The organism is Rhizobium sp. SSA_523, assembly GCF_030435705.1.
In the GTDB taxonomy this organism is placed as follows: domain Bacteria; phylum Pseudomonadota; class Alphaproteobacteria; order Rhizobiales; family Rhizobiaceae; genus Neorhizobium.
In genome coordinates this window covers 1,476,085-1,498,184 of the sequence record NZ_CP129381.1, presented here as the reverse complement: position 1 = coordinate 1,498,184, position 22,100 = coordinate 1,476,085, and the positions used below count along the sequence as shown (strand labels likewise).

The 22,100-nt window shown below is 62.8% G+C and carries 22 protein-coding genes; 13 read left to right on the top strand and 9 right to left on the bottom strand.

The genetic code is table 11. From position 1 onward, the window contains the following. Positions 1–12 precede the first annotated feature (12 nt). The 4 genes from QTJ18_RS08060 to phnF all read right to left on the bottom strand — a co-directional run bounded on the left by QTJ18_RS08060 (position 13) and on the right by phnF (position 3,281). Positions 13–798: a DeoR/GlpR family DNA-binding transcription regulator gene (locus QTJ18_RS08060; protein ID WP_252753970.1), complete on the bottom strand. Its 786-nt coding sequence runs from the start codon at positions 796–798 to the stop codon at positions 13–15. A gap of 248 nt (positions 799–1,046) precedes the next feature. Then, positions 1,047–1,673, bottom strand: coding sequence for a CoA transferase subunit B (locus tag QTJ18_RS08055; protein ID WP_252753971.1), 627 nt, complete (start codon positions 1,671–1,673; stop codon positions 1,047–1,049). Between the two features lie 2 nt (positions 1,674–1,675). Beyond that, positions 1,676–2,377: a CoA transferase subunit A gene (locus tag QTJ18_RS08050; RefSeq protein ID WP_252753972.1), complete on the bottom strand. Its 702-nt coding sequence runs from the start codon at positions 2,375–2,377 to the stop codon at positions 1,676–1,678. 181 nt (positions 2,378–2,558) lie between these two features. After that, positions 2,559–3,281, bottom strand: a complete 723-nt coding sequence (phnF, locus tag QTJ18_RS08045; RefSeq protein WP_252753973.1) for a phosphonate metabolism transcriptional regulator PhnF — start codon at positions 3,279–3,281, stop codon at positions 2,559–2,561. A 118-nt stretch (positions 3,282–3,399) separates the two neighbouring features. Between phnF and phnG the strand changes: the two genes are divergently transcribed. The 7 genes from phnG to QTJ18_RS08010 are packed head-to-tail and all read left to right on the top strand — an operon-like array spanning position 3,400 to position 8,624. Beyond that, complete coding sequence (gene phnG, locus QTJ18_RS08040; protein ID WP_252754212.1) at positions 3,400–3,879, top strand: phosphonate C-P lyase system protein PhnG; 480 nt, start codon at positions 3,400–3,402, stop codon at positions 3,877–3,879. Then, the gene (gene phnH / locus QTJ18_RS08035; protein ID WP_252753974.1) at positions 3,879–4,487 is read left to right on the top strand and encodes a phosphonate C-P lyase system protein PhnH; all 609 of its coding nucleotides are present in this window, start codon (positions 3,879–3,881) and stop codon (positions 4,485–4,487) included. Before phnG ends, phnH begins: the two co-directional genes overlap by 1 nt. Positions 4,488–4,490: 3 nt before the next feature. Beyond that, the gene (locus tag QTJ18_RS08030; RefSeq protein WP_252753975.1) at positions 4,491–5,594 is read left to right on the top strand and encodes a carbon-phosphorus lyase complex subunit; all 1,104 of its coding nucleotides are present in this window, start codon (positions 4,491–4,493) and stop codon (positions 5,592–5,594) included. After that, positions 5,591–6,520, top strand: a complete 930-nt coding sequence (locus tag QTJ18_RS08025) for an alpha-D-ribose 1-methylphosphonate 5-phosphate C-P-lyase PhnJ (RefSeq protein WP_252753976.1) — start codon at positions 5,591–5,593, stop codon at positions 6,518–6,520. The genes QTJ18_RS08030 and QTJ18_RS08025 overlap by 4 nt, the downstream gene beginning before the upstream one ends. Next, positions 6,517–7,293, top strand: coding sequence for a phosphonate C-P lyase system protein PhnK (gene phnK, locus QTJ18_RS08020; protein WP_252753977.1), 777 nt, complete (start codon positions 6,517–6,519; stop codon positions 7,291–7,293). The genes QTJ18_RS08025 and phnK overlap by 4 nt, the downstream gene beginning before the upstream one ends. 9 nt (positions 7,294–7,302) lie before the next feature. Then, positions 7,303–8,010, top strand: coding sequence for a phosphonate C-P lyase system protein PhnL (phnL, locus tag QTJ18_RS08015; protein WP_252753978.1), 708 nt, complete (start codon positions 7,303–7,305; stop codon positions 8,008–8,010). Next, positions 8,007–8,624, top strand: a complete 618-nt coding sequence (locus QTJ18_RS08010) for a DapH/DapD/GlmU-related protein (RefSeq protein ID WP_252753979.1) — start codon at positions 8,007–8,009, stop codon at positions 8,622–8,624. Before phnL ends, QTJ18_RS08010 begins: the two co-directional genes overlap by 4 nt. A 51-nt stretch (positions 8,625–8,675) precedes the next feature. Here the strand turns inward: QTJ18_RS08010 and QTJ18_RS08005 are convergent, their stop codons facing one another. From QTJ18_RS08005 to QTJ18_RS07990, 4 genes are all read right to left on the bottom strand, one after another. Further along, complete coding sequence (locus tag QTJ18_RS08005; protein ID WP_252753980.1) at positions 8,676–10,319, bottom strand: Na/Pi cotransporter family protein; 1,644 nt, start codon at positions 10,317–10,319, stop codon at positions 8,676–8,678. Positions 10,320–10,560: 241 nt separating this feature from the next. Continuing rightward, complete coding sequence (locus QTJ18_RS08000; protein WP_252753981.1) at positions 10,561–11,403, bottom strand: ABC transporter permease; 843 nt, start codon at positions 11,401–11,403, stop codon at positions 10,561–10,563. After that, complete coding sequence (locus QTJ18_RS07995) at positions 11,396–12,163, bottom strand: ABC transporter ATP-binding protein (protein WP_252753982.1); 768 nt, start codon at positions 12,161–12,163, stop codon at positions 11,396–11,398. The genes QTJ18_RS08000 and QTJ18_RS07995 overlap by 8 nt, the downstream gene beginning before the upstream one ends. Positions 12,164–12,223: 60 nt before the next feature. Beyond that, positions 12,224–13,249, bottom strand: coding sequence for an ABC transporter substrate-binding protein (locus QTJ18_RS07990; protein WP_252753983.1), 1,026 nt, complete (start codon positions 13,247–13,249; stop codon positions 12,224–12,226). A 387-nt stretch (positions 13,250–13,636) separates the two neighbouring features. Here QTJ18_RS07990 and QTJ18_RS07985 point away from each other — a divergent pair, with 387 nt between their 5' ends. Beyond that, complete coding sequence (locus QTJ18_RS07985) at positions 13,637–14,560, top strand: helix-turn-helix domain-containing protein (protein WP_252753984.1); 924 nt, start codon at positions 13,637–13,639, stop codon at positions 14,558–14,560. Here the strand turns inward: QTJ18_RS07985 and QTJ18_RS07980 are convergent. Further along, complete coding sequence (locus QTJ18_RS07980) at positions 14,532–16,658, bottom strand: TonB-dependent siderophore receptor (RefSeq protein ID WP_489667242.1); 2,127 nt, start codon at positions 16,656–16,658, stop codon at positions 14,532–14,534. The two genes, QTJ18_RS07985 and QTJ18_RS07980, sit on opposite strands and share 29 nt — an antisense overlap. A gap of 314 nt (positions 16,659–16,972) precedes the next feature. Between QTJ18_RS07980 and QTJ18_RS07975 the strand changes: the two genes are divergently transcribed. The 5 genes from QTJ18_RS07975 to QTJ18_RS07955 are packed head-to-tail and all read left to right on the top strand — an operon-like array spanning position 16,973 to position 22,080. Continuing rightward, positions 16,973–17,971 carry an iron-siderophore ABC transporter substrate-binding protein gene (locus QTJ18_RS07975; protein WP_252753985.1) on the top strand — a complete coding sequence of 333 codons (999 nt, stop codon included), beginning with the start codon at positions 16,973–16,975 and terminating at the stop codon, positions 17,969–17,971. Between the two features lie 8 nt (positions 17,972–17,979). Beyond that, the gene (locus QTJ18_RS07970) at positions 17,980–19,008 is read left to right on the top strand and encodes a FecCD family ABC transporter permease (RefSeq protein ID WP_252754214.1); all 1,029 of its coding nucleotides are present in this window, start codon (positions 17,980–17,982) and stop codon (positions 19,006–19,008) included. Continuing rightward, the gene (locus QTJ18_RS07965) at positions 19,005–20,105 is read left to right on the top strand and encodes a FecCD family ABC transporter permease (protein WP_252753986.1); all 1,101 of its coding nucleotides are present in this window, start codon (positions 19,005–19,007) and stop codon (positions 20,103–20,105) included. Before QTJ18_RS07970 ends, QTJ18_RS07965 begins: the two co-directional genes overlap by 4 nt. Further along, positions 20,105–20,962 (top strand): ABC transporter ATP-binding protein, encoded by an 858-nt coding sequence (locus QTJ18_RS07960; RefSeq protein WP_252754215.1) that lies wholly within the window; start codon positions 20,105–20,107, stop codon positions 20,960–20,962. Before QTJ18_RS07965 ends, QTJ18_RS07960 begins: the two co-directional genes overlap by 1 nt. Next, a complete protein-coding gene (locus tag QTJ18_RS07955) occupies positions 20,959–22,080 on the top strand; it encodes a siderophore-interacting protein (RefSeq protein ID WP_252753987.1) in 1,122 nt (373 codons plus the stop codon). Before QTJ18_RS07960 ends, QTJ18_RS07955 begins: the two co-directional genes overlap by 4 nt. The last annotated feature ends 20 nt before the right edge of the window (positions 22,081–22,100 follow it).

The following is a 22,100-nucleotide window of genomic DNA, read 5'->3' as shown; positions in this document are numbered from 1 at the left end:
GTCAAACGAATGTTACGACGGATCGCCCTCTTCGCCCTGATCGGTTTCGATCAACTGGACATCATGATCGCGGCAGATGGCCCGTATGCTGTCGGAGGGGCAATGATCAGTGATGAAGGTGTGAATTTGCGGCAGAAGACCGATACGGACGGGGGCGGTCCGCTCAAACTTGGAGGAGTCGGAAACCAGGATGACATGGCGCGCATTGGCGATAATCGCCTGAGCCACTTTCACTTCGCGAAAATCGAAATCCAGCAGCGCGCCGTCTTCATCGATGGCGGAGACGCCGATGACGGCGAAATCCACCTTGAACTGGCGAATGAAATCGACAGCGGCTTCCCCGATGATACCGCCGTCCGATCCGCGCACCACGCCACCGGCAATCACCACCTCGATCATCGGAAACACCCGAAGACGATTGGCGACATTGATGTTGTTGGTGATGACCATCAGATCCTTATGGTCCGACAGCGCATCGCCCACCGCCTCGGTGGTGGTGCCGATATTGATGAACAGCGAGGCATTGTCGGGAATGAGCCGCGCGGCGGCCTTTCCGATCGCCAGCTTTTCCGCCGCCGCCATGGAGCGGCGGGCCTCGTATTTCACATTTTCATTGCCTTTAGGGAAAAGGGCGCCGCCATGGATGCGGGTCAGGGCGCGACTGTCGCAAAGCTCGTTGAGATCCTTGCGAATGGTCTGCGGCGTCACCGCAAAGCGCGCGGCGAGATCATCCACCGTCACACGACCCTGCTCCTTGGCAAGAGCCATGATCTCGCTCTGGCGGACGGATAGCAACATTTACAGCCTCGACTTTGCTTTGGTTCGTCTGGTGGAACGCGTGTGACATCGGATTGCCGTTGACCGCCAGAGGGCGCAAGCCGAAGGGGAATGAGACTTCTGCTGCTCTTTGGAGCCTGTCGGTGTCCCTGGCGATCCTGGATTGAAGGCGACCAAGCGGCATTGCGTGCAAAGGTGCTGCAAAGCTGTGCAAATGTCAAAATGCCTTGCGGGCCGGGGAGGCCTCTCGCCTTCCCCGGCATTTCGGATCAAACGATGGTCGCCTGTGTGGCGGCGCGCAATTCCGTCTCGCTGACGCCCTCGGCCAGTTCGACGATCTTCAGGCCGCCATCGACCACATCGAGAACCCCGAGATTGGTGATGATGCGGTGTACCACCGCCTGCCCCGTCAAAGGCAGGGTACAGGCCTTCAGCACCTTCGATTCGCCGCTCTTGCTGGTATGATCCATGACGACGACGACGCGCCGGACGCCCGCCACCAGGTCCATGGCCCCACCCATGCCCTTGACCAGTTTGCCGGGGATCATCCAGTTGGCGAGGTCTCCGTTTTCGGAAACTTCCATGGCGCCGAGAATGGCCATGTTGATCTTGCCGCCGCGGATCATGCCGAACGATGTGGCGCTGTCGAAGTAAGCGGTGTGCGGCAGTTCGGTGATGGTCTGCTTGCCAGCGTTGATGAGGTCCGGATCTTCCTCGCCCTCGAAGGGAAAGGGTCCCATGCCCAGCATGCCGTTTTCCGACTGCAGCGTCACATCGACGCCTTCCGGAATATAGTTAGCGACGAGGGTTGGAATGCCGATCCCGAGATTGACATACCATCCGTCCTGCAGCTCCCTGGCAGCCCGCGCCGCCATCTGGTTGCGGTCCCATGCCATGCTCAAGCCTCCTTCTTGCGCACAGTGCGCTGCTCGATACGCTTCTCGTGTTCGCCCTGCACCAGCCGGTGGACATAGATGCCCGGCAGGTGGATATGATCGGGCTCGAGCGATCCGACCGGAACGATGTCCTCCACTTCCGCAATGCAGACCTTGCCGCAGGTGGCGGCCGGAAGATTGAAATTGCGCGCCGTCTTGCGGAAGACCAGATTGCCTGACGTGTCGGCCTTCCATGCCTTGACGATGGCGATATCGGCGACGATGCCGCGTTCCAGAATATAGGTCTGGCCGTCGAAATCCTTGTGTTCCTTGCCCTCGGCAATCACCGTCCCGACGCCGGTCTTGGTGTAGAAGCCGGGAATGCCGGCACCGCCGGCGCGCATCCGCTCGGCCAGCGTCCCTTGCGGGTTGAATTCCAGTTCCAGTTCGCCGGAGAGATACTGCCGCATGAATTCGGCATTCTCTCCCACATAAGACGAGATCATCTTCTTGATCTGCCGCGACTGCAGCAGGATGCCCAGGCCGAAATCGTCGACTCCCGCATTGTTGGAGGCGATCGTCAGCTCCTTCGTGCCGGCATCGCGGATAGCAGCAATCAGAAGTTCCGGAATGCCGCACAGACCAAAGCCGCCGGCGGCGATGAACATGCCGTCGAAGAGAAGCCCGTCCAGCGCCTCCCTCGCGGTCGAATATATTTTCTGCATCAAATGCCTCCCAATTCAGATGCCGAGCCCCGGCGCCTTTGCACCCCGCCTGCCTGTCGGCGGCTGTTTTTGCACGGCATGCATACTGATAGAGGCCGGAGAGAAAGGTCAACTGGGCTTTGTGCAAAGCAGCAAGAAATGCCGCACCTTGGCGTGAGGCTTCCTGCAGCCGGGATCACGATCAGCTGGTTATACTCAATTGCACGCGATCCGCCGCGAAGCGGGTGATGGAGAACTGGATTGCCACGCCATCCGGATCGACATTCAGCGCCTTGGTGACAAGAACGATGGCGCCCGGCGTCAGGCCGAGATCGGCGACATCGTCGGGATCGGCATGTACGGCGGAAATCTCCGTGCGCTCGCGCACGTAATCGGCAACACCGCAGGCTTTCAGCGCCTTGGTGATGGACTGGCTTTCCCGGAAGGCCTGATCGATGCCCGAGAATCGGGTAGCCGGAAACCAGGAGGTGCTGCGTGAAAGGGCGCGGCCATCGGCCAGCCTGACGACATCCAGTCTCTGCAGCCGATCGCCGGTCGATGTCCGGAGCCAGCGGGCCAGTTCCTCATCCGCCGGCTCGATGGCGGCGCTGAGAAGCCGACCGGTCAGGGCACGCGCCTGTTCGCCAATGGCATCGGTAAAGCGGGTCCGGCGGGTGATCGGAAAATCGAACTTGTCGCGCCGCTCGATCAAGGTTCCGCGTCCCTGCTCGGCCCGCACGACGCCTTCCTGCGCCAGCGCGGCGAGAGCAGCCCGGACGGTGTGGCGGTTGACGCCGAAACTCTCGGCCAATTGCGTTTCCGGCGGCAGCTTGCCGCTCTCGTCATAATCGCCCGCCGCTATATTGGCGCGAACCCGGTCCGCGATCTGTCGCCACATGGCGACGCCCTTCTGGCGCTGGATCATTCGCTCGATCTCCCCATCATCGTCCCGCGACTGTCACACCCTTGTCACGACCTGCCGATACTTATACAGTCACTTGTATAGTTGTCTACATTAATAGACAGGTGGAGCAAACTTCATGATGAATGCCCAGACGGCGGGGCCGAACGAACCGATTGGCGAGCCGGACCCGCGCAAACAAGTGCTCGACCTCCTGGCGCGGTGCAGCCTTGATGACCTGCAGAACGCCTGGAGCTTGCTGGAGACACGGCCGGATTTCCGGCGACTTCGCGGCCCCGAAAGCGGCCTGGTCATGGTGCGGGGCCGGATCGGCGGCGGCGGCTCTCCTTTCAATCTCGGGGAAACAACCGTCAGCCGCGCAACGATCCAGTTGCAGGACGGCACTGTCGGCCATGCCTACCGCCTTGGGACAGACAGGAAGGCTGCCGAATTAGCGGCCGCGTTCGACGCCCTGTGGCAGGCGGATGACACACGCGCCTTTGTTGAAGAACAGCTGCTTGCGCCCGTCCGGACCCGGCGCAAGGACGGCGCCGAGCGGCTGAGCGGAGAAACCGCTGCCACGAAGGTCGATTTCTTCACCATGGTACGAGGAGAGGATTGATGGAGATGAAGAACCAGGCCCTGGCCGGCGGCTTTCAGGATGGCGTATTGAACAGCCAGTCGGTCTTCCGCGCGCTGATGGACTGCATGGCGCGGCCGGGGACGAGCGGGACGGTCCTGCCGGCGATTTCGCCTCCGGCGCCGCTCGGCATTGCAGCCGGCGCCCTCATGCTCACGCTTTGCGACCCCGATACGCCTGTCTGGCTCTCGCCCGATCTCGCCAGATCCGGAACCAGCGCATGGCTGTCCTTCCATTGCGGCGCGCCCCTGACGAAGGAGAAGGCCGAAGCGCGCTTCGCCTTCCTCGAGACCGGCGCCGTAATGCCGCCCTTCAGCCTGTTTGCCGCTGGAAGTCAGGATTATCCCGACCGGTCGACGACGCTGGTGATCGGCGTCGAGGCGCTGGAGGGGGGCCTCCCGCTGCAGCTGACGGGACCCGGCATCCGCGAGACGGCCACCATTGCGCCGAAGGGACTGCCCGCCCCCTTCCTGCACCAGTGGACGGCGAACCGGGCTCTGTTCCCACGCGGCATTGACGCGGTTCTGACGGCAGGCAGCACCTTTCTGTGTCTGCCCCGTACCACCAAGATCACAGCTCTGGAGGTCTGACCCATGTATGTGGCCGTCAAGGGCGGAGAAGCCGCCATTGCCAATGCCCACAGGCTGCTGGCAGACCGCCGGCGCGGCGATCGCAGCCTGCCCGGCATCACCATCCCGCAATTGATCCAGCAGCTCGGCCTGGCGGTCGATCGCGTCATGGCGGAAGCCTCATTATATGATCCGGCGCTGGCCGCGCTCGCCGTCAAGCAGGCCCGCGGCGACATGATCGAAGCCATCTTCCTCCTGCGGGCCTATCGCACCACTCTGCCGCGCTTCGGCGCCTCGGTGCCGATCGACACGGCGCAGATGCAGGTGGAGCGGCGCGTTTCGGCCACCTACAAGGATCTGCCGGGCGGACAATTGCTCGGCCCGACCTTCGACTATACGCATCGCCTTCTCGACCCCGAGCTTCTGTCGGATGACGTGGAGACGGCGGAACCGGCTCGCCGCGAGGATGGCCTGGATGCGGTGCTGCGCGTCTCCGACATTCTCGACGGCGAAGGGCTGATCGAGTCGGACGGCCGGATGCCGGATGATCATGTTGCCGGCGACCTGACGCGTGAGCCGCTGGAATTCCCGATGACGCGGGACCTCCGGCTCCAGGCGCTGGCGCGCGGAGACGAGGGCTTTCTTCTGGCGCTTGGCTATTCCACCCAGCGCGGTTACGGGCGAACCCATCCCTTCGTCGGCGAGATCCGTATGGGATTGGTCGAGGTCGAATTCGATGTGCCGGAATTGGGGTTTTCCGTTTCGCTCGGCGAAATCCGCATCACTGAGTGCCAGATGGTGAACCAGTTCAAGGGCTCGGCGAAGGCACCACCGCAGTTTACCCGCGGCTATGGGCTGGTGTTCGGCCAGAGCGAGCGCAAGGCCATGTCGATGTCGCTGGTGGACCGCGCGCTGCGCAGCCAGGAATTCGGCGAAGACGTGGCTGCCCCGGCGCAGGACGAGGAATTCGTCATTTCCCATTGCGACAATGTTCAGGCCACCGGCTTCGTCGAACATCTGAAGCTTCCGCATTACGTGGATTTCCAGGCGGAGCTCGATCTCGTGCGCCGTCTGCGCGCCAAGCATTCCGACCCGGCAGAGAACCCATCACAGGAGGCGGCGGAATGAACGCGCCATCAGCGGAACTCGCGACCTATAATTTTGCCTATCTTGACGAACAGACCAAGCGGATGATCCGGCGCGCCATTCTTAAGGCCATCGCCATTCCAGGCTACCAGGTGCCCTTCGCCTCGCGCGAAATGCCGATGCCGTATGGATGGGGAACCGGTGGCGTCCAGGTGACGGCCGCCATTATCGGACCCGACGACATCCTGAAGGTCATCGACCAGGGAGCGGACGACACCACGAACGCCGTCTCCATCCGCGCCTTCTTCCAGAAAGTTGCCCGGATCGCCGTGACCACCCATACCGGCGATGCAACGATCATCCAGACCCGGCACCGCATTCCCGAGGCCAGGCTGCAGGAGGGACAGGTTCTGGTCTATCAGGTGCCGATCCCGGAGCCTCTGCGCTTTCTCGAGCCGCGCGAAACCGAAACACGGCAGATGCATGCCCTGGAGGAATACGGGCTGATGCATGTCAAGCTCTACGAGGACATAGCGCGCCATGGCCGCATCGCCACGACCTATGCTTACCCGGTGAAAGTCGCCGGCCGCTATGTCATGGATCCCTCACCCACGCCGAAATTCGACAATCCGAAAATGCATCGCTCGGAGGCGCTGCAGCTATTCGGCGCCGGACGCGAAAAGCGCATCTATGCGGTGCCGCCGCATACGGATGTGGTGAGCCTTGATTTTGAGGATCATCCCTTCGAGATCCAGAGCTTCGACAAGCCCTGCGCGCTGTGCGGTGCGCGCCATGTCTATCTGGATGAAGTCATCCTCGACGATCGCGGTGGACGGATGTTCGTCTGTTCCGATACCGATCACTGCGAAACGCGCCGGGCCGAGGGTCTTTCGGGCGATATGGACGGCATCACGGAAGGCCAGGGTGTTGGCCATGCGAATGAGGCACAGAAGGATGCTGCGGAATGAGTGACAACCCTCTCCTCAAGGTTCGCAGCCTGTCGCGCTTCTATGGCAGCCGCATCGGCTGCAAGGATGTCTCCTTCGATCTCTGGCCGGGCGAGGTCCTGGCGATCGTCGGCGAGAGCGGATCCGGCAAGACCACTTTGCTGAATTGCCTCTCGACGCGGCTGATGCCGACCACCGGCAGCGTCGACTATCGGATGCGCGACGGCGAGTTTCGCAATCTTTTCACGATGAGCGAGGCCGAGCGCCGGTTCCTGATGCGAACCGACTGGGGTTTTGTCCATCAGAACCCGGCGGATGGGCTGCGTATGGCGGTTTCGGCCGGCGCCAATGTCGGGGAGCGGCTGATGGCGGTTGGCGACCGGCATTACGGCAATATCCGGCAGACCGCGTCCGAGTGGCTCGAACGTGTCGAGATTGCTGCCGATCGCATCGATGATCAGCCCCGCGCCTTTTCCGGCGGCATGCGCCAGCGCCTGCAGATCGCCCGCAACCTGGTCACCTCGCCCCGGCTTGTCTTCATGGACGAACCCACCGGCGGGCTCGACGTCTCCGTCCAGGCGCGACTTCTCGATCTCGTGCGCGGATTGGTCAACGATCTTGGCCTGGCGGCGGTGGTCGTCACGCATGACCTGGCTGTCGCCCGGCTTCTGTCGCATCGGATGATGGTGATGAAGGACGGCCATGTCATCGAGCATGGCCTGACCGACCGGGTCCTGGACGATCCGCGCCAGCCCTATACCCAGCTTCTCGTCTCGTCCATTTTGCAAGTGTGAGGACCAAGCATGGCCACGCCTCTCGTCGTATCCGACGTCGTCAAAAGCTTCACCATGCACCTGCGCGGCGGGCTCGTGCTGCCGGTGGTCGCCAATGTCTCCTTCTCCGTCAGTGCCGGCGAATGCGTCGTCCTCGGCGGCCCGTCGGGCATCGGCAAGAGCTCCATTCTGAAAATGCTGTACGGCAATTACGCGGTGGATAGCGGCCAGATCCTGATCCAGCATGCTGGACGGATCATCGATATCGCCACGGCCGATCCGCGCAGCGTGCTGGAGGTTCGGCGCACCAGCCTTGGCTATGTCAGCCAGTTCCTGCGCACCGTGCCACGGGTCTCGGCTCTCGATGTGGTGGCGGAGCCTCTGGTGGCACGCGGCATGGCGGCGGAGGAGGCGCGCCGGCGCGCCGCCGAGCTTCTCTCGCGCCTGAACCTTACCGAAGATCTGTGGCAATTGCCGCCGGCCACCTTCTCCGGCGGCGAACAGCAGCGGGTGAATATCGCGCGCGGCTTCATCACCGACCATTCGGTGCTCCTGCTCGACGAGCCGACAGCCTCGCTCGATGCCGCGAACCGGGCAGTGGTCGTGGAGATGATCGCGAGCAAGAAGCGCGCCGGCATCGCCATGCTCGGCATTTTCCATGACGAGGAAGTGCGTGCCGCGGTCGCGGACCGTGTGCTCGACGTCACGCAATTTTCGCCGCGAAAGGCTGCCGCATGACCCGCAAACTCGGTCTTGATCCCTTCATCCATGAAAGCGCAAGGGTGAGCAACAGCAGACTTGGCGCCTATACGGAGGTCTCCGAGCGCTGCCGCCTCGACGAGGTGGAGATGGATGACTATTCCTACATCATGCAGGACGGCGCTATCTGGTGCGCAAGCATCGGCAAATTCGCCAATATTGCCGCTGCAGTCCGGATCAACGCGCCCAACCATCCGACCTGGCGTGCGACACTGCACCATTTCACCTATCGCGCTGCGGATTATTTCGAGGGCGCAGACAATGACGAGGCCTTCTTCGCCTGGCGCCGCGAGCATCGGGTGACGATCGGTCACGACGTCTGGATCGGTCACGGTGCGACCATCCTGCCGGGTGTCACGGTCGGCAACGGAGCGGTGATCGGCGCCGGTGCCGTCGTATCAAAGGATGTGGCCGCCTATACGATTGTCGGCGGCGTCCCCGCCCGGCTGATCCGGGACCGCTTTCCTCAGGCGACGGCGCAAGGCATGGAGCGCCTGCAATGGTGGAACTGGCCGCATGATCGTCTCTTTGCGGCTCTCGAGGATTTTCGCAGCCTCGACGCAGAGCATTTCGTGGAAAAATACGCCTCGTAGGCCGGACAGGCCGCAGATCTGTCCCTGACGGACCTTTCATTCGGCGGTTCGTCAGGCGGAGGAGCGCAGCCGGCTTTCCACCAGAAGACCGCTTTCATCCAGGATCGGATGGGCGACCGAAACGATATGCGCGTTGATCCGCTTGAGGTCGCGCAGCAGGTCCAAGTGCAGGGAACTTGTCTGCAAGCTCTCCGCCAGGCCGTTCTGCAAGCGCCTGAGATGGCGTTCGGCCGACTGCTTTTCCATTCGACGCACGTCAACCTTGATTTCCATCATCTGCCGGGCAAGGGCCGCGTCGCGGGTGACGAAGATCGTCTGGGCGATACGCAGATTGTCGATGGTGAGGTTCATCAGCCGCATAAGCTCGCCATAGCCCTCCTCGGAGAACTTCAGGCCGAGCGAGATCTTCTTGTTGACCTGCGGCACGAGCCCTTTCTCGATAATATCGCCGATATGCTCCAGATTGATCGCATAGTCGATGACGTGGATGGAGCGACGGCTTTCCTCCTCCGAGAGGCCTGCCCGTCCCAGCATCGACAGGTAGACCTTCACGTCCTGCTGAAGACTGTCCACCCGCCGTTCGAGCGGGCCGATATCGTGAAGTGCAGACGGATCATTGCCGGTAAAGGCCTCCGACGTCTTGACCAGCATCCGCTCGATCAGGTCACCGACGCCCAGCACCTCGCGCGTCGCATTGGTCAGCGCGATGACCGGCGTCGAAAGGTCTTCGCGGTCGAGATATTTCGGTGCCGTATCGGGCTTTGCCTCATCCGGGATCCATTGCAGCATGATGCGGGACAGGAGGGAGGAAAACGGCCATGCCACGAGCGCCAGGCCGATATTGAAGGCCAGGTGCGCATCGACAGGCAGCATTTGCAACGGTGTCGGCAAGAGGAGAAGATAGTCTCCGACATAGCCGGCCACCGGCAAGACGAGAAGGCAACCGAAGGCGCGGGTGACGAGATTGCCAAGCGTTACCCGCCGCGCCGATGCGCCGCTCCGGTAGGAGGCAATGAAGGGCGGAACGGCGCCGCCGAGATTGGCGCCCAGAACCAGCACCAGAATGAGATCGGCCGGCAGCGTACCTGTCGATGCGACCGACAGGATCAGGACTACGGCGGCAAGGCTGGATGAGGACAGAAAGGCAATGCCCGCGGTCAATGCCAGGGCAACCGGCCAGGCATCCCGCAGCAAACCGATAAAGGCCAGCAGTGCGGGCGAATGGCGAAGCGGCTCGGTCGCAGCGCTCATCAGATGCAGCGACAGCAGCATGATGCCGATCCCGACAAGAGCGGTTCCCAGCCCCTGGCGCGTCGCAGACCGGCTTTTGCAAAGCATGACGCCGAGAAGGATCAGCCCCGGCGACAGCCAGCCAATGCCGAGCCCGACGATCCAGGCGGTTACCGCGGTGCCGACATTGGCGCCCAGAAGAACGATCTGAGCCATGCGGGGCTTGATGAATTCACGGTCCACGAAGGACGCCGTCATCAGCGCCGTGGCGGTCGAGCTCTGCAGCGCAAGCGTCGCCAGAAAGCCGGAGGCGAAAGAGCGCAGGCCCGTTCGGGTTCCGGTCGAGAGCCCCGAGCGCAGACGCTGGCCGAAAGCACGCGACACGCCGTCCTTGACCTGCGACAGACCGAACAGCAGCAGGGCCACGGCGCCGAACAGATTGATCATGACGGTGGTCGAGTTCATCTGGGGCTAGGTCTCCTTTGTAGGTCTGCACGCTCCAGCAGGGACAAAGTGCGGGAGGGAAATATGCCGCCGCCAAACCACAAGGCCTGGCCTGAAGTTGCGTTTTCCGTTCGAAAGCTGCGGATCAACGGCTCGCTTTGCATCAGTATTGCAGAAAACGAACCAATGCACAGCTGTTCATGTGCGAATTTTGGAGATTTCGCCGATTTGCTTTTGCGAACGATAAATTTTGCCGGCTAACCTAGCGCCAGCTGAGAAAACGCCGCTCGATCTGGCCGATGACGAAATTCACGATCAGTCCCATGGCCGACAGGATGGTAACGCCGGCGAAGAGCTTTTCCAGGTCATACAGCGAGCCGGCCTCCAGGATATAGGAGCCGATGCCATATTGCGCGCCCAGCATCTCGGCTGCGACAAGCAGGATGATGGCGATGGAAATCGACACGCGCAGGCCCGATAGAATGGCTGGGAAGGCGCCCGGCAGCACGATCTTGCGCACGATGGACCACCAGCTGAGGTCGAAGCTCTGGCCCATGCGGATGAGGGAGCGGTCGACATTGTCGACCGCGCCATAGGTCGCGACCACGGTCGGGGTAAAGGTGCCGAAGGCGATCAACGCGTATTTCGACATCTCGTCGATCCCGAACCAGATGACGAACAGCGGCAGGAGAGCGATCTTGGGAATGGGGAACAGGGCCGCCACGAGCGGCACGAGGCCGGCGCGGACATAGCTGAACAGGCCGATCAGCACACCGAGCGACACACCGGCCAGGATGCCGAGGGCTCCGCCGACCGCCAGGCGCTGCAGCGACGGCAGGAGATGCCGCCACAGCCCGCCGCTCTGCCACAGATCGACCAGGGTTTCCAGAACGGCCGATGGACGCGGCAGGGTCAGGTTGGAGATGATCCCCGTCCGCGTGCCGATCTCGGCAAGGATCAACAGAGCTGCAAACAGGCCGAGCGCCACGCCTCGGACCGGAATGGGCGAGAAGCCGCCGCCGCGGAAGGCAACGGGCTTGACCACCGCGCCCGCCGGCTTCGCCACAGGGCCGGAAGACGATGCGTGAAATGTTGCGTCAGACATCGGCCAGCTCCTTGTCCGCAGCCATGGCTTCTTCCCGCATCAGCTGCCAGAGCTGCTTCTGCTTTTCCTCAAGGACCGGGTGGCCCAGATGCCGCTCGGCGAGCGGGATGTCGATATCCACAATCTCGCGCACCCGGCCCGGCCGGCGCGACAGGACGACAACCCGATGCCCGAGCCGGACGGCCTCGGCGAGATTGTGCGTCACATAGACCGATGTGAAGGGCTGGCGCGTCCATAGCGAGACGAGATCGTCCATCAGCAGTTCGCGCGTCTGGCTGTCGAGGGCCGAGAGAGGTTCATCCATCAGCATGACGGCCGGCCGCACCGCCAGGGCCCGGCTGATCGCGACGCGCTGGCGCATGCCACCCGACAATTGCTTGGGCAGAGCCTGGCGGAAATCCGTTAGCCGGGTACGCTCTAGAACATCGGTGACGATATCGTCCATTTCGCGGCGGCTCAGGCGGTGGTCTTCGAGCACCAGCCGGATATTGCGCTCGACGCTTCGCCAGGGCAGAAGCGCAAAATGCTGGAAGACATAGGTCAGCGGGTTGAGACAGTCTGCCGGCGGTGACCCGATCTGCAGCACTTCGCCTTCCGCCGGCCGTTCCAGCCCGCCGAGAAAGCGCAACAGCGTCGATTTCCCGCAGCCGGAGGGACCGATCAGACAGGCGATCTGCCCCTGCGGAATATCGAGATTGATATCCTGCAGAACCGGCATGCTGCCGTAGTGATGGGTGATGTTCTTCAGCTTCAGATCCATGCAATCCTCTTCGGCGGAGGCCCGGTCCGGGCCTCCGTTGGTGTCGGCGCAGCCGCCGCGTCAGATCACCTTGACATAGGAGGTGTCGAACAGCTGTTCCTGCGTGACGGCGTCCTTGACCATGCCTTCGGACTTGAACCATTCCATCTGTTCCACGCAGCTGTCGAGCGACAGCGCAAGGCCCGGATTGATGCGCATGGCGCCATCGATCAGGTTCTGCTTGGCGACCTCAAAGGGGCTGTCCTTCTCGACATAGCCGTGAACGAGCTTGGCCAGCGCATCGCGCTCCTCGTCTGGCGCCGTCTTGTCCACGAAAGCCGCATTGTAGTCGGCGATGGCGCGCGTATAGGCCGTGATGAAGGCCTGCGTCAAATCGCGGTTCTCGCTGGCATTCTTGGCCGAGGTGAATGCGGTCGTGACCTGGTAGTTCGGAGCATAGTCCGAGACGAGACCGATCTGCTGAGCCGCCTTTTCCCGCAGCATCTTGTTCGCCACATTCGCCTGGATCGCCCACGCGTCGATCTGCCCTGTCGACAGTGCGCCGACAATGGCGCCGAGCTTCTGCAGCGGCCGCAGCTGGATATCGGCCAGCTTGATATTGTTGGCCTGCGCGATCTTGTGCGCCATGAAGTGGAATGAGGAGCCTGCCGTGGTGATGCCGAAGGTCTTGCCCGCCAGCTTCGACGGCTCGGTCAGCCCGGCTTCATAGGCCTTGTTGGAGGCGAGGATCACCTGGCCGGCAATGCCCTTCTCCTCCATCAGGGCGCCGCCGACCACCTTGACCACACCCTTCTGCGCCAGGCTGATCAGGCCACCGCTCATGGCGGTCACGCCGAATTCGGCGTCGCCGGAGGCGATTGCCACGGCCATGGGCTGGGCTGCCTCGAAGAATTTCAGCTCCACATCGATGCCGGCATCCTTGAAGTAGCCGCGCTCAAAGGCAATGAAGCTCGGCGCATGGCTTGCGAGCGTCAGGACGGCGAGGTTCCGCTTTTCAGCGCCGCGGGCCGGGATTCCGAATGCGGCGGTTGCGCCGAGCGCCCCGAGGGCGCCAAGGGTCTGCCGGCGGTTCAATGTCACTGTCATCTTCAGGTCTCCTCCAGAAACGAATGCTGCGTGCAAAGCACTCACTGCCACTCAAAAGCCGACAGCACAACAAACAATGTGATAAGCGCTCCGCATCGGGCGCGGATCTAGCCGCGGCAACCTGCCGTGAACCAAAGACCCGTCAGTCGTCCGGACGCGTTTCGTCCAGTACCAGCGCGCCGTGTCTTCCAGCACGGCTAATTCGTCTATCCGATGATCGTCAACAAGGCCTCCCAGGAAGGGCTGCAGCCGGATCTGCGCACCAATTGCCTCATTAAAGGCTGTCGCAAACCTGAGAGATCAAGTATGGAATGACCAGACAAGAAGATTTTGCCAGCGAGAATGGCCCGTCTACGGACCTCTCGGGCCAGCCGGGACCTATCCGTCTTGACCTATGCTCACTCCATGATCTGCCGCACCGAGGGCATTCAGGCGCAGCCGCCGCGATGGCGCGGCATGGAAGGCTCAGTCGGCGTCTTCTGGGAAGCCACGGGACAAGCGGGGGCGCGCGGCTATTATCTTTCGCCGGACCCGCGCATCGTTCTGTTCTTCAACGATGTCTCCAAGCAGATCAGGCTGACCAACCGGGAAACGGCGCGGGATCATGATTATCGGCCGATGACGCGCGCGGTCTATGTTCCGGCCGGCGTTCCGATGTGGACGACCTTCACGACGGCGCACCGCTTCTCCCATCTCGACCTGCATCTCCACCATGACCGGTTGCTGCGAATGTTGTCGCCCTCGATGGGCCGCTCCACATCGCTTGCGGCCCTCAAACGGCCGGTCGAAGCAGAGGAACCGCGTTCCGTGGCCCTGCTTGGCAGCCTGCTGGTGGATGAGCTGGCCAATCCGGGGCGGCCGTCGATCCATGCGGAGAACCTGGTCGCCAGCATCGTCACCGGCCTGCTCGATCTCTCGGCCGAGGCGGACAAGCCGGCTGGACGGCTGACGCAGGCCCAGATGAACAAGCTGACGGCACTGGTAACGTCTCGCGCCGATTGCCGCGTCAGCATTGCGGATATGGCAGCCGCCGTTGGTCTATCGGAAAGCTGGTTCGCCAGCGTCTTCAAGCAGACCACCGGAATGCCGCCGCATCAATGGCAGATGGCGCGCCGCATCGAGCTGTCGCAACACCTGCTGGAGGCGGGCGAGCTGAGCATTGCCCAGATCGCCGCGCAAATGGGATTTTCCGACCAGGCGCATTTTACCAAGGCCTTCCGTCAGGCCGTGGGCCATACGCCCGCAGCCTGGCGGCGGCTGGAGCAGCAAACCGGCCAGACCTTTACCAGGTCTGGCGCAGGGTCGCCATGATCGTCCGGCCGGGATTGTAGAAATCCGCACCGAAGCCGCCGTAATCGAGATGCTTCTCGTCGAACACGTTGCTGACATTGACTTCCAGCGACGTATTCTCAGCCAGGTCGTAGGTGACCGCTGCATCGAAGACGATATGGCCGTCGGTCGAGAGCGTGTTGGCGTCGTTGAAGTAATAGGAGCTGGAATAGCGGCCGCCGACGCTGAAGGTCATGTCGCCCCGGCGCCCGTCGCCGGGCAGGGCATAGGTCGCCCACAAGGACGCGGTGTGATGCGGAACGAAGGCCAGTTCGTTGCCCTCATTGCCCTGCGTACCGTTTTCCACGATTTCCGACGAGAGATAGGAATAGGCAGCCGTCAGGCTCCAATTCTCGTCGATCTCCGCCTTGGCTTCCAGATCCACGCCGCGCACCCGAACCTCGCCGATGGCGGATTGCAGATTGGTGACGGGATCGGTGCGGGTGATGTTGTTCTTTGTCAGGTCGTAGACGGCGGCCGTGAACAGGGCCGGGAATGCAAGCGGCTGGTATTTGACGCCGACTTCATACTGTTCGCCGCGCTCGGGCTCCACCGTCAGCGAGGACGGGACGACGGACTGGGCATAGCTCGCATAGGTAGCGAATTCTTCCGTCCACCGGTAGGTCACGCCAAAGCGGCTGGTCAGCTCGCTGACATCGCCTTGCGCCCGCACGCCGGACAGTCTGTTGGTCTGCTCCGTGTCCAGCCAGTCATTGCGCAGGCTGACGGAGGCGATCAGCTTGTCCGAAAAGGTCAAATCCTGCTGCGCATAGATCGCCTTCGTGTCCTGATCGGTCTTCTGGCTCTGGTACAGCGGCACCGAGGCCGGCCGGCCCGTATAGACCGGGTTCAGCCAATTGATCCCCGGCGCGGCACCGAAAAAGGCCCGGTTGTCGATCCGCGTGCGATTATACTCGATCCCGACAAGCGTCCGGCTGTCGATGGTGTCGAAGCTTGCATCATATTGCAAATGCGCGTCCATGACGAAGGATTCGACCGCGCTGTCATTGCCGAAGAAGGATCGGTTGGCAATCGTCGAGCCGTTGGTTGGCGTCGACGCGATATAGGCATAGCCGAAATCGCTGTTCGTCTTGCTGTAGCGGGCGGTGGAACCCAGGGTCAGACCCGTGCCGAAGTCGTGATCCAGCATGACGCTGAACGAATTGCGGTTGGTTCCGCGATAGTTGTAATCGGGTTCGCCGAAGAACCGGCTGCGGTCGAAATCGGTGCCGATCGGATGGCCGCCGCCCCCTGGAACGCCGTCCTTGTGCAGATGGTCGTAGATGAAGGTCAGGCTGGTGGCATCGCTCGGGCGCCAGGTGAGGCCTCCCATGAAGAACCGCTCGTCATCGCGCGAATAGTCATATTCCGCGTCCGACTTCCGAAGCTTGCCCGTCAGGCGGTAGGACAGCGTGTCGTCTTCGGTGATATTGTCGCCGAAGTCGATGCCGGTTTCGGCCCGGCTGTGCGATCCGCCGGTCACATAAGCTTCGCCGAAGCGCTCGCTCTTGGGCTTCTTGGAGACGTAATTGACCGAGCCGCCGGGGTCGGAGACGCCGAAGGCGGTCGAGCTTGCACCTTTGAGAACTTCCACGCGCTCATAAGCATAGGCTTCTTCGCGGATACCGCCGAATGGCCGGCCGATCACGAGTCCGTCGCGATAGGTATAGGCATCGAAACCGCGGATCTTGAAATAGTCGAATCGATCGTCGGAACCGTAAAAATCGGTCGAGACGCCGGCCGTGTAGCGCAGCACTTCTTCGATCGTGGAGGCATTGCGCTGCTGGATTTCCTTGGCGGTGATCACCGAAACCGAGGCGGGCGTATCGAGGATGGCGGTCGGCATCTTGCCGGCGCCCGTCGTCTGGCCGGCCACGATCGAGCGGGAATCATCGTCGCCGCCGCCGGAGCCGCGGATGGTGATGCGATCGAGAACAGTGCCGCCGTCGGTGCTTGCCGCGCTGTCCTGGGCCAGGACCGCAAAGGGCTGGAGCACGACGAGAGCCGTGCATCCCAACAGCCTGGCGGAGCGGCCGGACATCCAGGATCCCGACTTGGCGAAGCGTTTCATGTTCATCATCTTTAATCCAACGATTGAGCCGCGAAGCGCGCGGCCTGACATGCAATGACAATGATCGCCGGTAGCTTGTTCATGACCGTCGTCCACCGTCCGGCAACCGTGTTGATTGCCGACAGGCGGTGCCGACTGTGCCCCGTCGATCCCCCGAATGACCCGTTAACTTGATCAATCTTGTCTAGTATTGTAGCTTTTCTCGGTTTTGTAATAAACCCCGGAAACTTCAATGCCGAAGCGGATCTTCCGGCGGTTAATGATTGACGTCCGGTTTTTAACCTGAAACTCAGCGTCAACTTAGAGAAGTTGAGGAAAACGCCATGCAGCGCATCAAACGCATCCTGCTGCCGATTGTGGCAGTGTGTCTGGCAATGCTGGCTGGCCCTTATGCTGCGGCCGGCGACGAGGCAAGCTACCCGATCTCGATCGAGCACGCGTTCGGCACGACGGTCATCAAGGAGAAACCGAAGCGGGTGGCGACGGTCGCCTGGGCCAATCACGAGGTTCCGCTGGCGCTGGGCATTGTCCCGGTGGGATTTGCAGCGGCCAATTTCGGTGATGACGACGCAGACGGGCTGCTGCCTTGGGTGGCCCAGAGACTGAAGGAGCTCGGTGCTTCGGCACCGACCTTGTTCGACGAAGGTGACGGCATTGATTTCGAAGCTGTCGCCGCGTCGCAGCCGGATGTCATTCTCGCGGCCTATTCCGGGCTCAGCCAGAATGATTACGACATGCTGAGCCGCATTGCACCGGTCGTCGCCTATCCGAAATCGCCCTGGGCCACGGACTGGCGAACGATGATCCGCTACAACAGTCTTGGTCTCGGCGAAGCCGGAAAAGGCGAGGAGCTCATCCAGAAGATCGAGGCGGAAATCCGCGCGACGGCTGCCAAATTTCCGGCCCTGCAGGGCAAGTCCGCCATGTTCGTGACGCATCTGGACGCGAGTGATCTCAGCATCGTCAATTTCTATACCGCCAATGACAGCCGCGTGACCTTCTTCAAGGATCTTGGCTTGCGCATGCCGGACAGTGTCACGGCCGCCTCCACGACAGGCCGCTTCTCCGGCTCCATCAGTGCCGAACGCATCGATGCCTTCGACGATGTCGATATCCTCGTCACCTATGGCGATGAGCAGCTGATCAACGCCATGAAGGCCAATCCGCTCTTTTCGCACATGCCCGCGGTTCAACATGGATCCGTCGTGATGCTCGGCCGCAATCCGGTCGGCACGGCTGCCAATCCCACGCCGCTGTCGATTTCCTGGGTTCTCGAAGACTATGTATCGCGCCTGAGCGCGGCAGCCCAGAAAGCACAATGACCGGCCGCATGCTCGCTTCGCCTTCCCTTGCAGTCTCGGGCGCTGCCCGCCACCACCGCTGGCCGCTTCTCCTGGCCGTCCTGCTCGTGATGCTGGCCCTGGCCGTCCTGTCCGTCTGCATCGGCACGCGCAGCGTGGCATGGAGCGAAATCCTGTCGGCGCTTGCAGGGTCCTCCGAGACGATCGGCGAGGCGGCTGTCGCCGTCCGTATCCCGCGCACCCTGCTGGCAATACTCGCCGGGGCGGCTCTCGGCACGGCAGGCGCCATCATGCAGGGTGTCACGCGCAATCCGCTTGCCGATCCGGGCCTGCTCGGCGTCAATACCGGTGCGGCACTTGCCGTGGTCATCGCCGTCGCCTGGTTCAACATCGCCTCTGCCGCGGCCTATATCTGGGCGGCGATCTTGGGCGCCGCGGCAACCTCGGTCTTCGTCTTCTGCATCGGTTCGCTCGGCCGTGGGGGCATGAGCCCGCTCAAACTCTCGCTTGCCGGTGCCGCAACCTCTATCGCCTTCTCGTCCCTGGTCCTCGCCATCGTGCTGCCGCGCAACGATATTGCCGGCGGCATCCGGTCCTGGCAGATCGGCGGCGTGGGCGGCGCAACCATAGAGCGCCTCGTGCCCGTGCTGCCATTCATCGCACTCGGACTGATCTTCAGCCTGCTCGCGGCCCGTAAACTGAATTCGCTGGCGCTGGGGGATGAACTGGCGGCGGGCCTTGGTGAACGCGTGGCAATGGCGCGCTTCGTCTCGGCCCTTGCCGCCGTCCTCCTCTGCGGAGCAACGACGGCGGTCTGCGGGCCGATCGGCTTCGTGGGCCTCGTCGTTCCGCACGCCTGTCGCCTGCTGGTCGGCATCGACCATCGGTGGCTCCTGCCATTTTCAGCACTTGCCGGCGCATGCCTGCTGCTGGTGGCGGACATAGCCGGGCGAATTCTCGCACGGCCCGGCGAAATCGATGTGGGCATCATCACCGCCCTGATCGGGGCTCCAGTGTTTATCTGGATCGTCCGGCGGCAGAAGGTGCGCGAATTATGACCCGCCTTTCGTCCGGCCTATTGTCTGCCCCGTCCCCAGGCACGTCCCCTGACCTCTCCTCCGGCACCTCTTGCGGCTTGCACGTGGTGGCCGAGGGCCGACGCAAACGCAGTGCGCATCATCGGCGCATCACGGCGCTGCTCCTGGCAATGCTGCTTGGCCTCTTCCTGCTGACGCTGATGGTGGGACAATCTGTCGTCCGGCCAATCGAGCTTCTGCAATGGGCCCTTGGGGAGGAGCTTCCCGGCCTTTCCTTCACGCTCGGCGCGTTGCGGCTGCCGCGCGCACTCCTCTCCGTGCTGGCGGGCGTGAGTTTCGGCATGGGCGGCGTTGCCTTCCAGATCATGCTGCGCAATCCGCTCGCCAGTCCCGATATTATCGGCATCAGTTCCGCCGCCAGTGCCGCAGCGGTCTTCATGATCGTCGTCCTGTCGATCAACGGATCCGCCGTCTCGATTGTCGCCGTGGGGGCAGCGCTGGCCATTGCGCTCCTCGTCTATGGACTTTCCTTTCGCAGCGGCGTCACCGGAGCCCGGTTGATTCTGATCGGGATCGGCGTCTCGGCAATGATGGAAAGCCTCATTGCCTATATGCTTTCCTCCGCCGCATCCTGGAACCTGCAGGAGGCGATGCGCTGGCTGACAGGAAGCGTCAACGGCGCAACTCTCGAACAGTGCCTGCCGCTGGGCCTCGCCTTGCTTGTCTTCGGCTCTCTGCTCCTCCTTCTGCGGCGGGACCTGGAGGCCCTGCGGCTGGGCGACGAGACTGCATCGGCGCTCGGCACCCATGTCAGCCTGACCCGCGCCGGCGTCGTGATCGCGGCTGTCGGTCTCATCGCTTTCGCTACCGCCGTCACCGGACCGATTGCCTTTGTCGCCTTTCTGTCGGGGCCGATCGCCTCCCGGCTGATCGCCAATAGCGGCTCGCTGATCATCCCGGCGGCCCTGACCGGCGGTCTTCTGGTTCTCGGCGGCGATTATGCCGGCCAGTTCCTGCTGCCGGCCCGCTATCCCGTGGGCGTGGTGACCGGCGCGCTCGGCGCTCCCTATCTCATCTATCTCATCATCCGCACCCATCGCGGTGGAGGGCTCACGTGATGTCGCCTCACCTCAAGGCCGAAAGGATCAGTGCCGGCTATGGCGATCGCCTGATCCTGCAGGACCTCGATCTGCAACTCGCCGCCGGACAGATCACCGTCATTGTCGGGGCCAATGCCTGCGGCAAGTCGACCCTGCTACGCAGCCTGTCGCGCCTCATTACCCCTCAGGCGGGGCAAGTGCTGTTGGACGGCAAATCCATTCACCGCACCAATCCGAGGGAGCTGGCCCGCCGGCTCGGCCTCCTGCCTCAATCGCCCGTGGCGCCGGAGGGCATCACCGTGGCAGATCTGGTCAGTCGCGGAAGGCATCCCCATCAAGGCCTGTTCTCCCGCTGGACCCGAGAGGACGAGGCGGCTGTGGCCGAGGCCCTGGCCATGACGCAGATCGTCGACCTTGCCGATCGGCCGGTCGACGAACTGTCCGGCGGCCAGCGTCAGCGCGTCTGGATCGCCATGGCACTGGCGCAGCAGACGGAGATCGTTCTCCTAGACGAACCGACGACTTTCCTCGACATCAGCCATCAGATCGAGGTGCTCGATCTTCTCGTCGATCTCAACCGCAACCGCGCCACCACGATCGTGATGGTCCTCCACGACCTCAATCTTGCCGCGCGTTACGCCGATCATCTGGTGGCGATGGTGGACGGCAAGATCCACCAATCCGGCGGACCGGACGAGGTGCTGACCGAGGCAATGGTGCGGACGGTCTTCGGGCTGGAAAGCCGCATCATCACCGACCCGACATCCGGAAAACCCATGATGCTGCCGATCGGCCGGCATCGGATGACCGAGACGTTCAAAGAGCAACCCTTGCCGGCAGCATCCGGCCCCGACACAGTGCGAGAACAATCATGACCCAGGCTGCGCCCTTCCACCTGTCCGGCATCGCAACTCCGCGCGAGGCCATCTGGATGCTGGAACAGATTGCGGAGCATTTCACCGAACATGCCGATGTGGTTCGAACCGGCGACATGGTGATGATGACCAGCGAGAGCGGCACGACCGCCATTCGCCGGCAGGAGGACCAGTTGCTGATCGAGCTGCAATCCCAGTCGCAGGATGGCCTGCAGTTGGCGCGCACCATGCTTGCGGAGCATCTCTTCTATTTCAGCGGCGAAGAGCCTCTTTCGCTGACCTGGTCTGCGCCGGCACCGCTCGGTCCCTTGCCGAACCTTCATCACGTCACGGTCACGGCGGTCGAGACCGTGACACCGCGCATGCGCCGGGTCACGGTTGCCTGTCCCGATGTCCGCCCCTTCGTCGGCGCAGACATGCATGTGCGCATCCTCGTTCCCCCGAAAGGGCGGGCACCGGTCTGGCCGGGCACCCGGGAGGATGGCCGCATCGCCTGGCCGAAAGGCGAGGACGAGCTCCTGGTGCGCGTCTACACCATTCGCGGCTTGGACGCCGAACGCGGCGAGATCTGGCTCGATTTCTTCCAGCATCCCGAACACGATGTTGCAACGCCCGGTGCCGATTTCGCGCGCGACGCGCAGCCGGGCGATCGTCTGGCTCTGCTTGGCCCGGGCGGCGGTGACCGGCCCGAGGCCGCGTCGCAGCTGTTGATCGGGGATGAAAGTGCGCTTCCAGCCATCCTGCGCATCATCGAGGAAGCCGCACCGACGACGAGGCTGGAGGCGATCGTCGAGATCAGCGACAAGGACGAGGAGCAGCAGGTGCGCTCTGCGGGCGAATTTTCGATTGCCTGGATCCATCGCAACGCCGGCACCGCAGCGGGTGGCAGGCCAGCGCCGCATGCAGGCGCCCGGCCCGCGGAGAAGACGCCATTCATGGAGGCGGCGCTCGCGGCCATCTCCGGCTCTTCGCCGGATCGTTTCGTCTGGATCGCCTGCGAGAAGGACGATGTGCGCAGGCTGCGCCAGGCCTTGAATGCCAAAGGCCACGATAAAAAGCTGCGCTATGTCGCCTGGTACTGGGAGCGCGAGCGGCAGGTGGGCAGAAGCCCGTCCTGATGCGGCAGGGCCACTGCCCT

Bases quoted from the DNA above. Each gene is read 5' to 3' on its own strand.
- QTJ18_RS08060 (WP_252753970.1), bottom strand. From the start codon at position 798: ATGTTGCTATCCGTCCGCCAGAGCGAGATCATGGCTCTTGCCAAGGAG.
- QTJ18_RS08055 (WP_252753971.1), bottom strand. From the start codon at position 1,673: ATGGCATGGGACCGCAACCAGATGGCGGCGCGGGCTGCCAGGGAGCTG.
- QTJ18_RS08050 (WP_252753972.1), bottom strand. From the start codon at position 2,377: ATGCAGAAAATATATTCGACCGCGAGGGAGGCGCTGGACGGGCTTCTC.
- phnF (WP_252753973.1), bottom strand. From the start codon at position 3,281: ATGATCCAGCGCCAGAAGGGCGTCGCCATGTGGCGACAGATCGCGGAC.
- phnG (WP_252754212.1), top strand. From the start codon at position 3,400: ATGAATGCCCAGACGGCGGGGCCGAACGAACCGATTGGCGAGCCGGAC.
- phnH (WP_252753974.1), top strand. From the start codon at position 3,879: ATGGAGATGAAGAACCAGGCCCTGGCCGGCGGCTTTCAGGATGGCGTA.
- QTJ18_RS08030 (WP_252753975.1), top strand. From the start codon at position 4,491: ATGTATGTGGCCGTCAAGGGCGGAGAAGCCGCCATTGCCAATGCCCAC.
- QTJ18_RS08025 (WP_252753976.1), top strand. From the start codon at position 5,591: ATGAACGCGCCATCAGCGGAACTCGCGACCTATAATTTTGCCTATCTT.
- phnK (WP_252753977.1), top strand. From the start codon at position 6,517: ATGAGTGACAACCCTCTCCTCAAGGTTCGCAGCCTGTCGCGCTTCTAT.
- phnL (WP_252753978.1), top strand. From the start codon at position 7,303: ATGGCCACGCCTCTCGTCGTATCCGACGTCGTCAAAAGCTTCACCATG.
- QTJ18_RS08010 (WP_252753979.1), top strand. From the start codon at position 8,007: ATGACCCGCAAACTCGGTCTTGATCCCTTCATCCATGAAAGCGCAAGG.
- QTJ18_RS08005 (WP_252753980.1), bottom strand. From the start codon at position 10,319: ATGAACTCGACCACCGTCATGATCAATCTGTTCGGCGCCGTGGCCCTG.
- QTJ18_RS08000 (WP_252753981.1), bottom strand. From the start codon at position 11,403: ATGTCTGACGCAACATTTCACGCATCGTCTTCCGGCCCTGTGGCGAAG.
- QTJ18_RS07995 (WP_252753982.1), bottom strand. From the start codon at position 12,163: ATGGATCTGAAGCTGAAGAACATCACCCATCACTACGGCAGCATGCCG.
- QTJ18_RS07990 (WP_252753983.1), bottom strand. From the start codon at position 13,249: ATGACAGTGACATTGAACCGCCGGCAGACCCTTGGCGCCCTCGGGGCG.
- QTJ18_RS07980 (WP_489667242.1), bottom strand. From the start codon at position 16,658: ATGATGAACATGAAACGCTTCGCCAAGTCGGGATCCTGGATGTCCGGC.
- QTJ18_RS07975 (WP_252753985.1), top strand. From the start codon at position 16,973: ATGCAGCGCATCAAACGCATCCTGCTGCCGATTGTGGCAGTGTGTCTG.
- QTJ18_RS07970 (WP_252754214.1), top strand. From the start codon at position 17,980: ATGCTCGCTTCGCCTTCCCTTGCAGTCTCGGGCGCTGCCCGCCACCAC.
- QTJ18_RS07965 (WP_252753986.1), top strand. From the start codon at position 19,005: ATGACCCGCCTTTCGTCCGGCCTATTGTCTGCCCCGTCCCCAGGCACG.
- QTJ18_RS07960 (WP_252754215.1), top strand. From the start codon at position 20,105: ATGTCGCCTCACCTCAAGGCCGAAAGGATCAGTGCCGGCTATGGCGAT.
- QTJ18_RS07955 (WP_252753987.1), top strand. From the start codon at position 20,959: ATGACCCAGGCTGCGCCCTTCCACCTGTCCGGCATCGCAACTCCGCGC.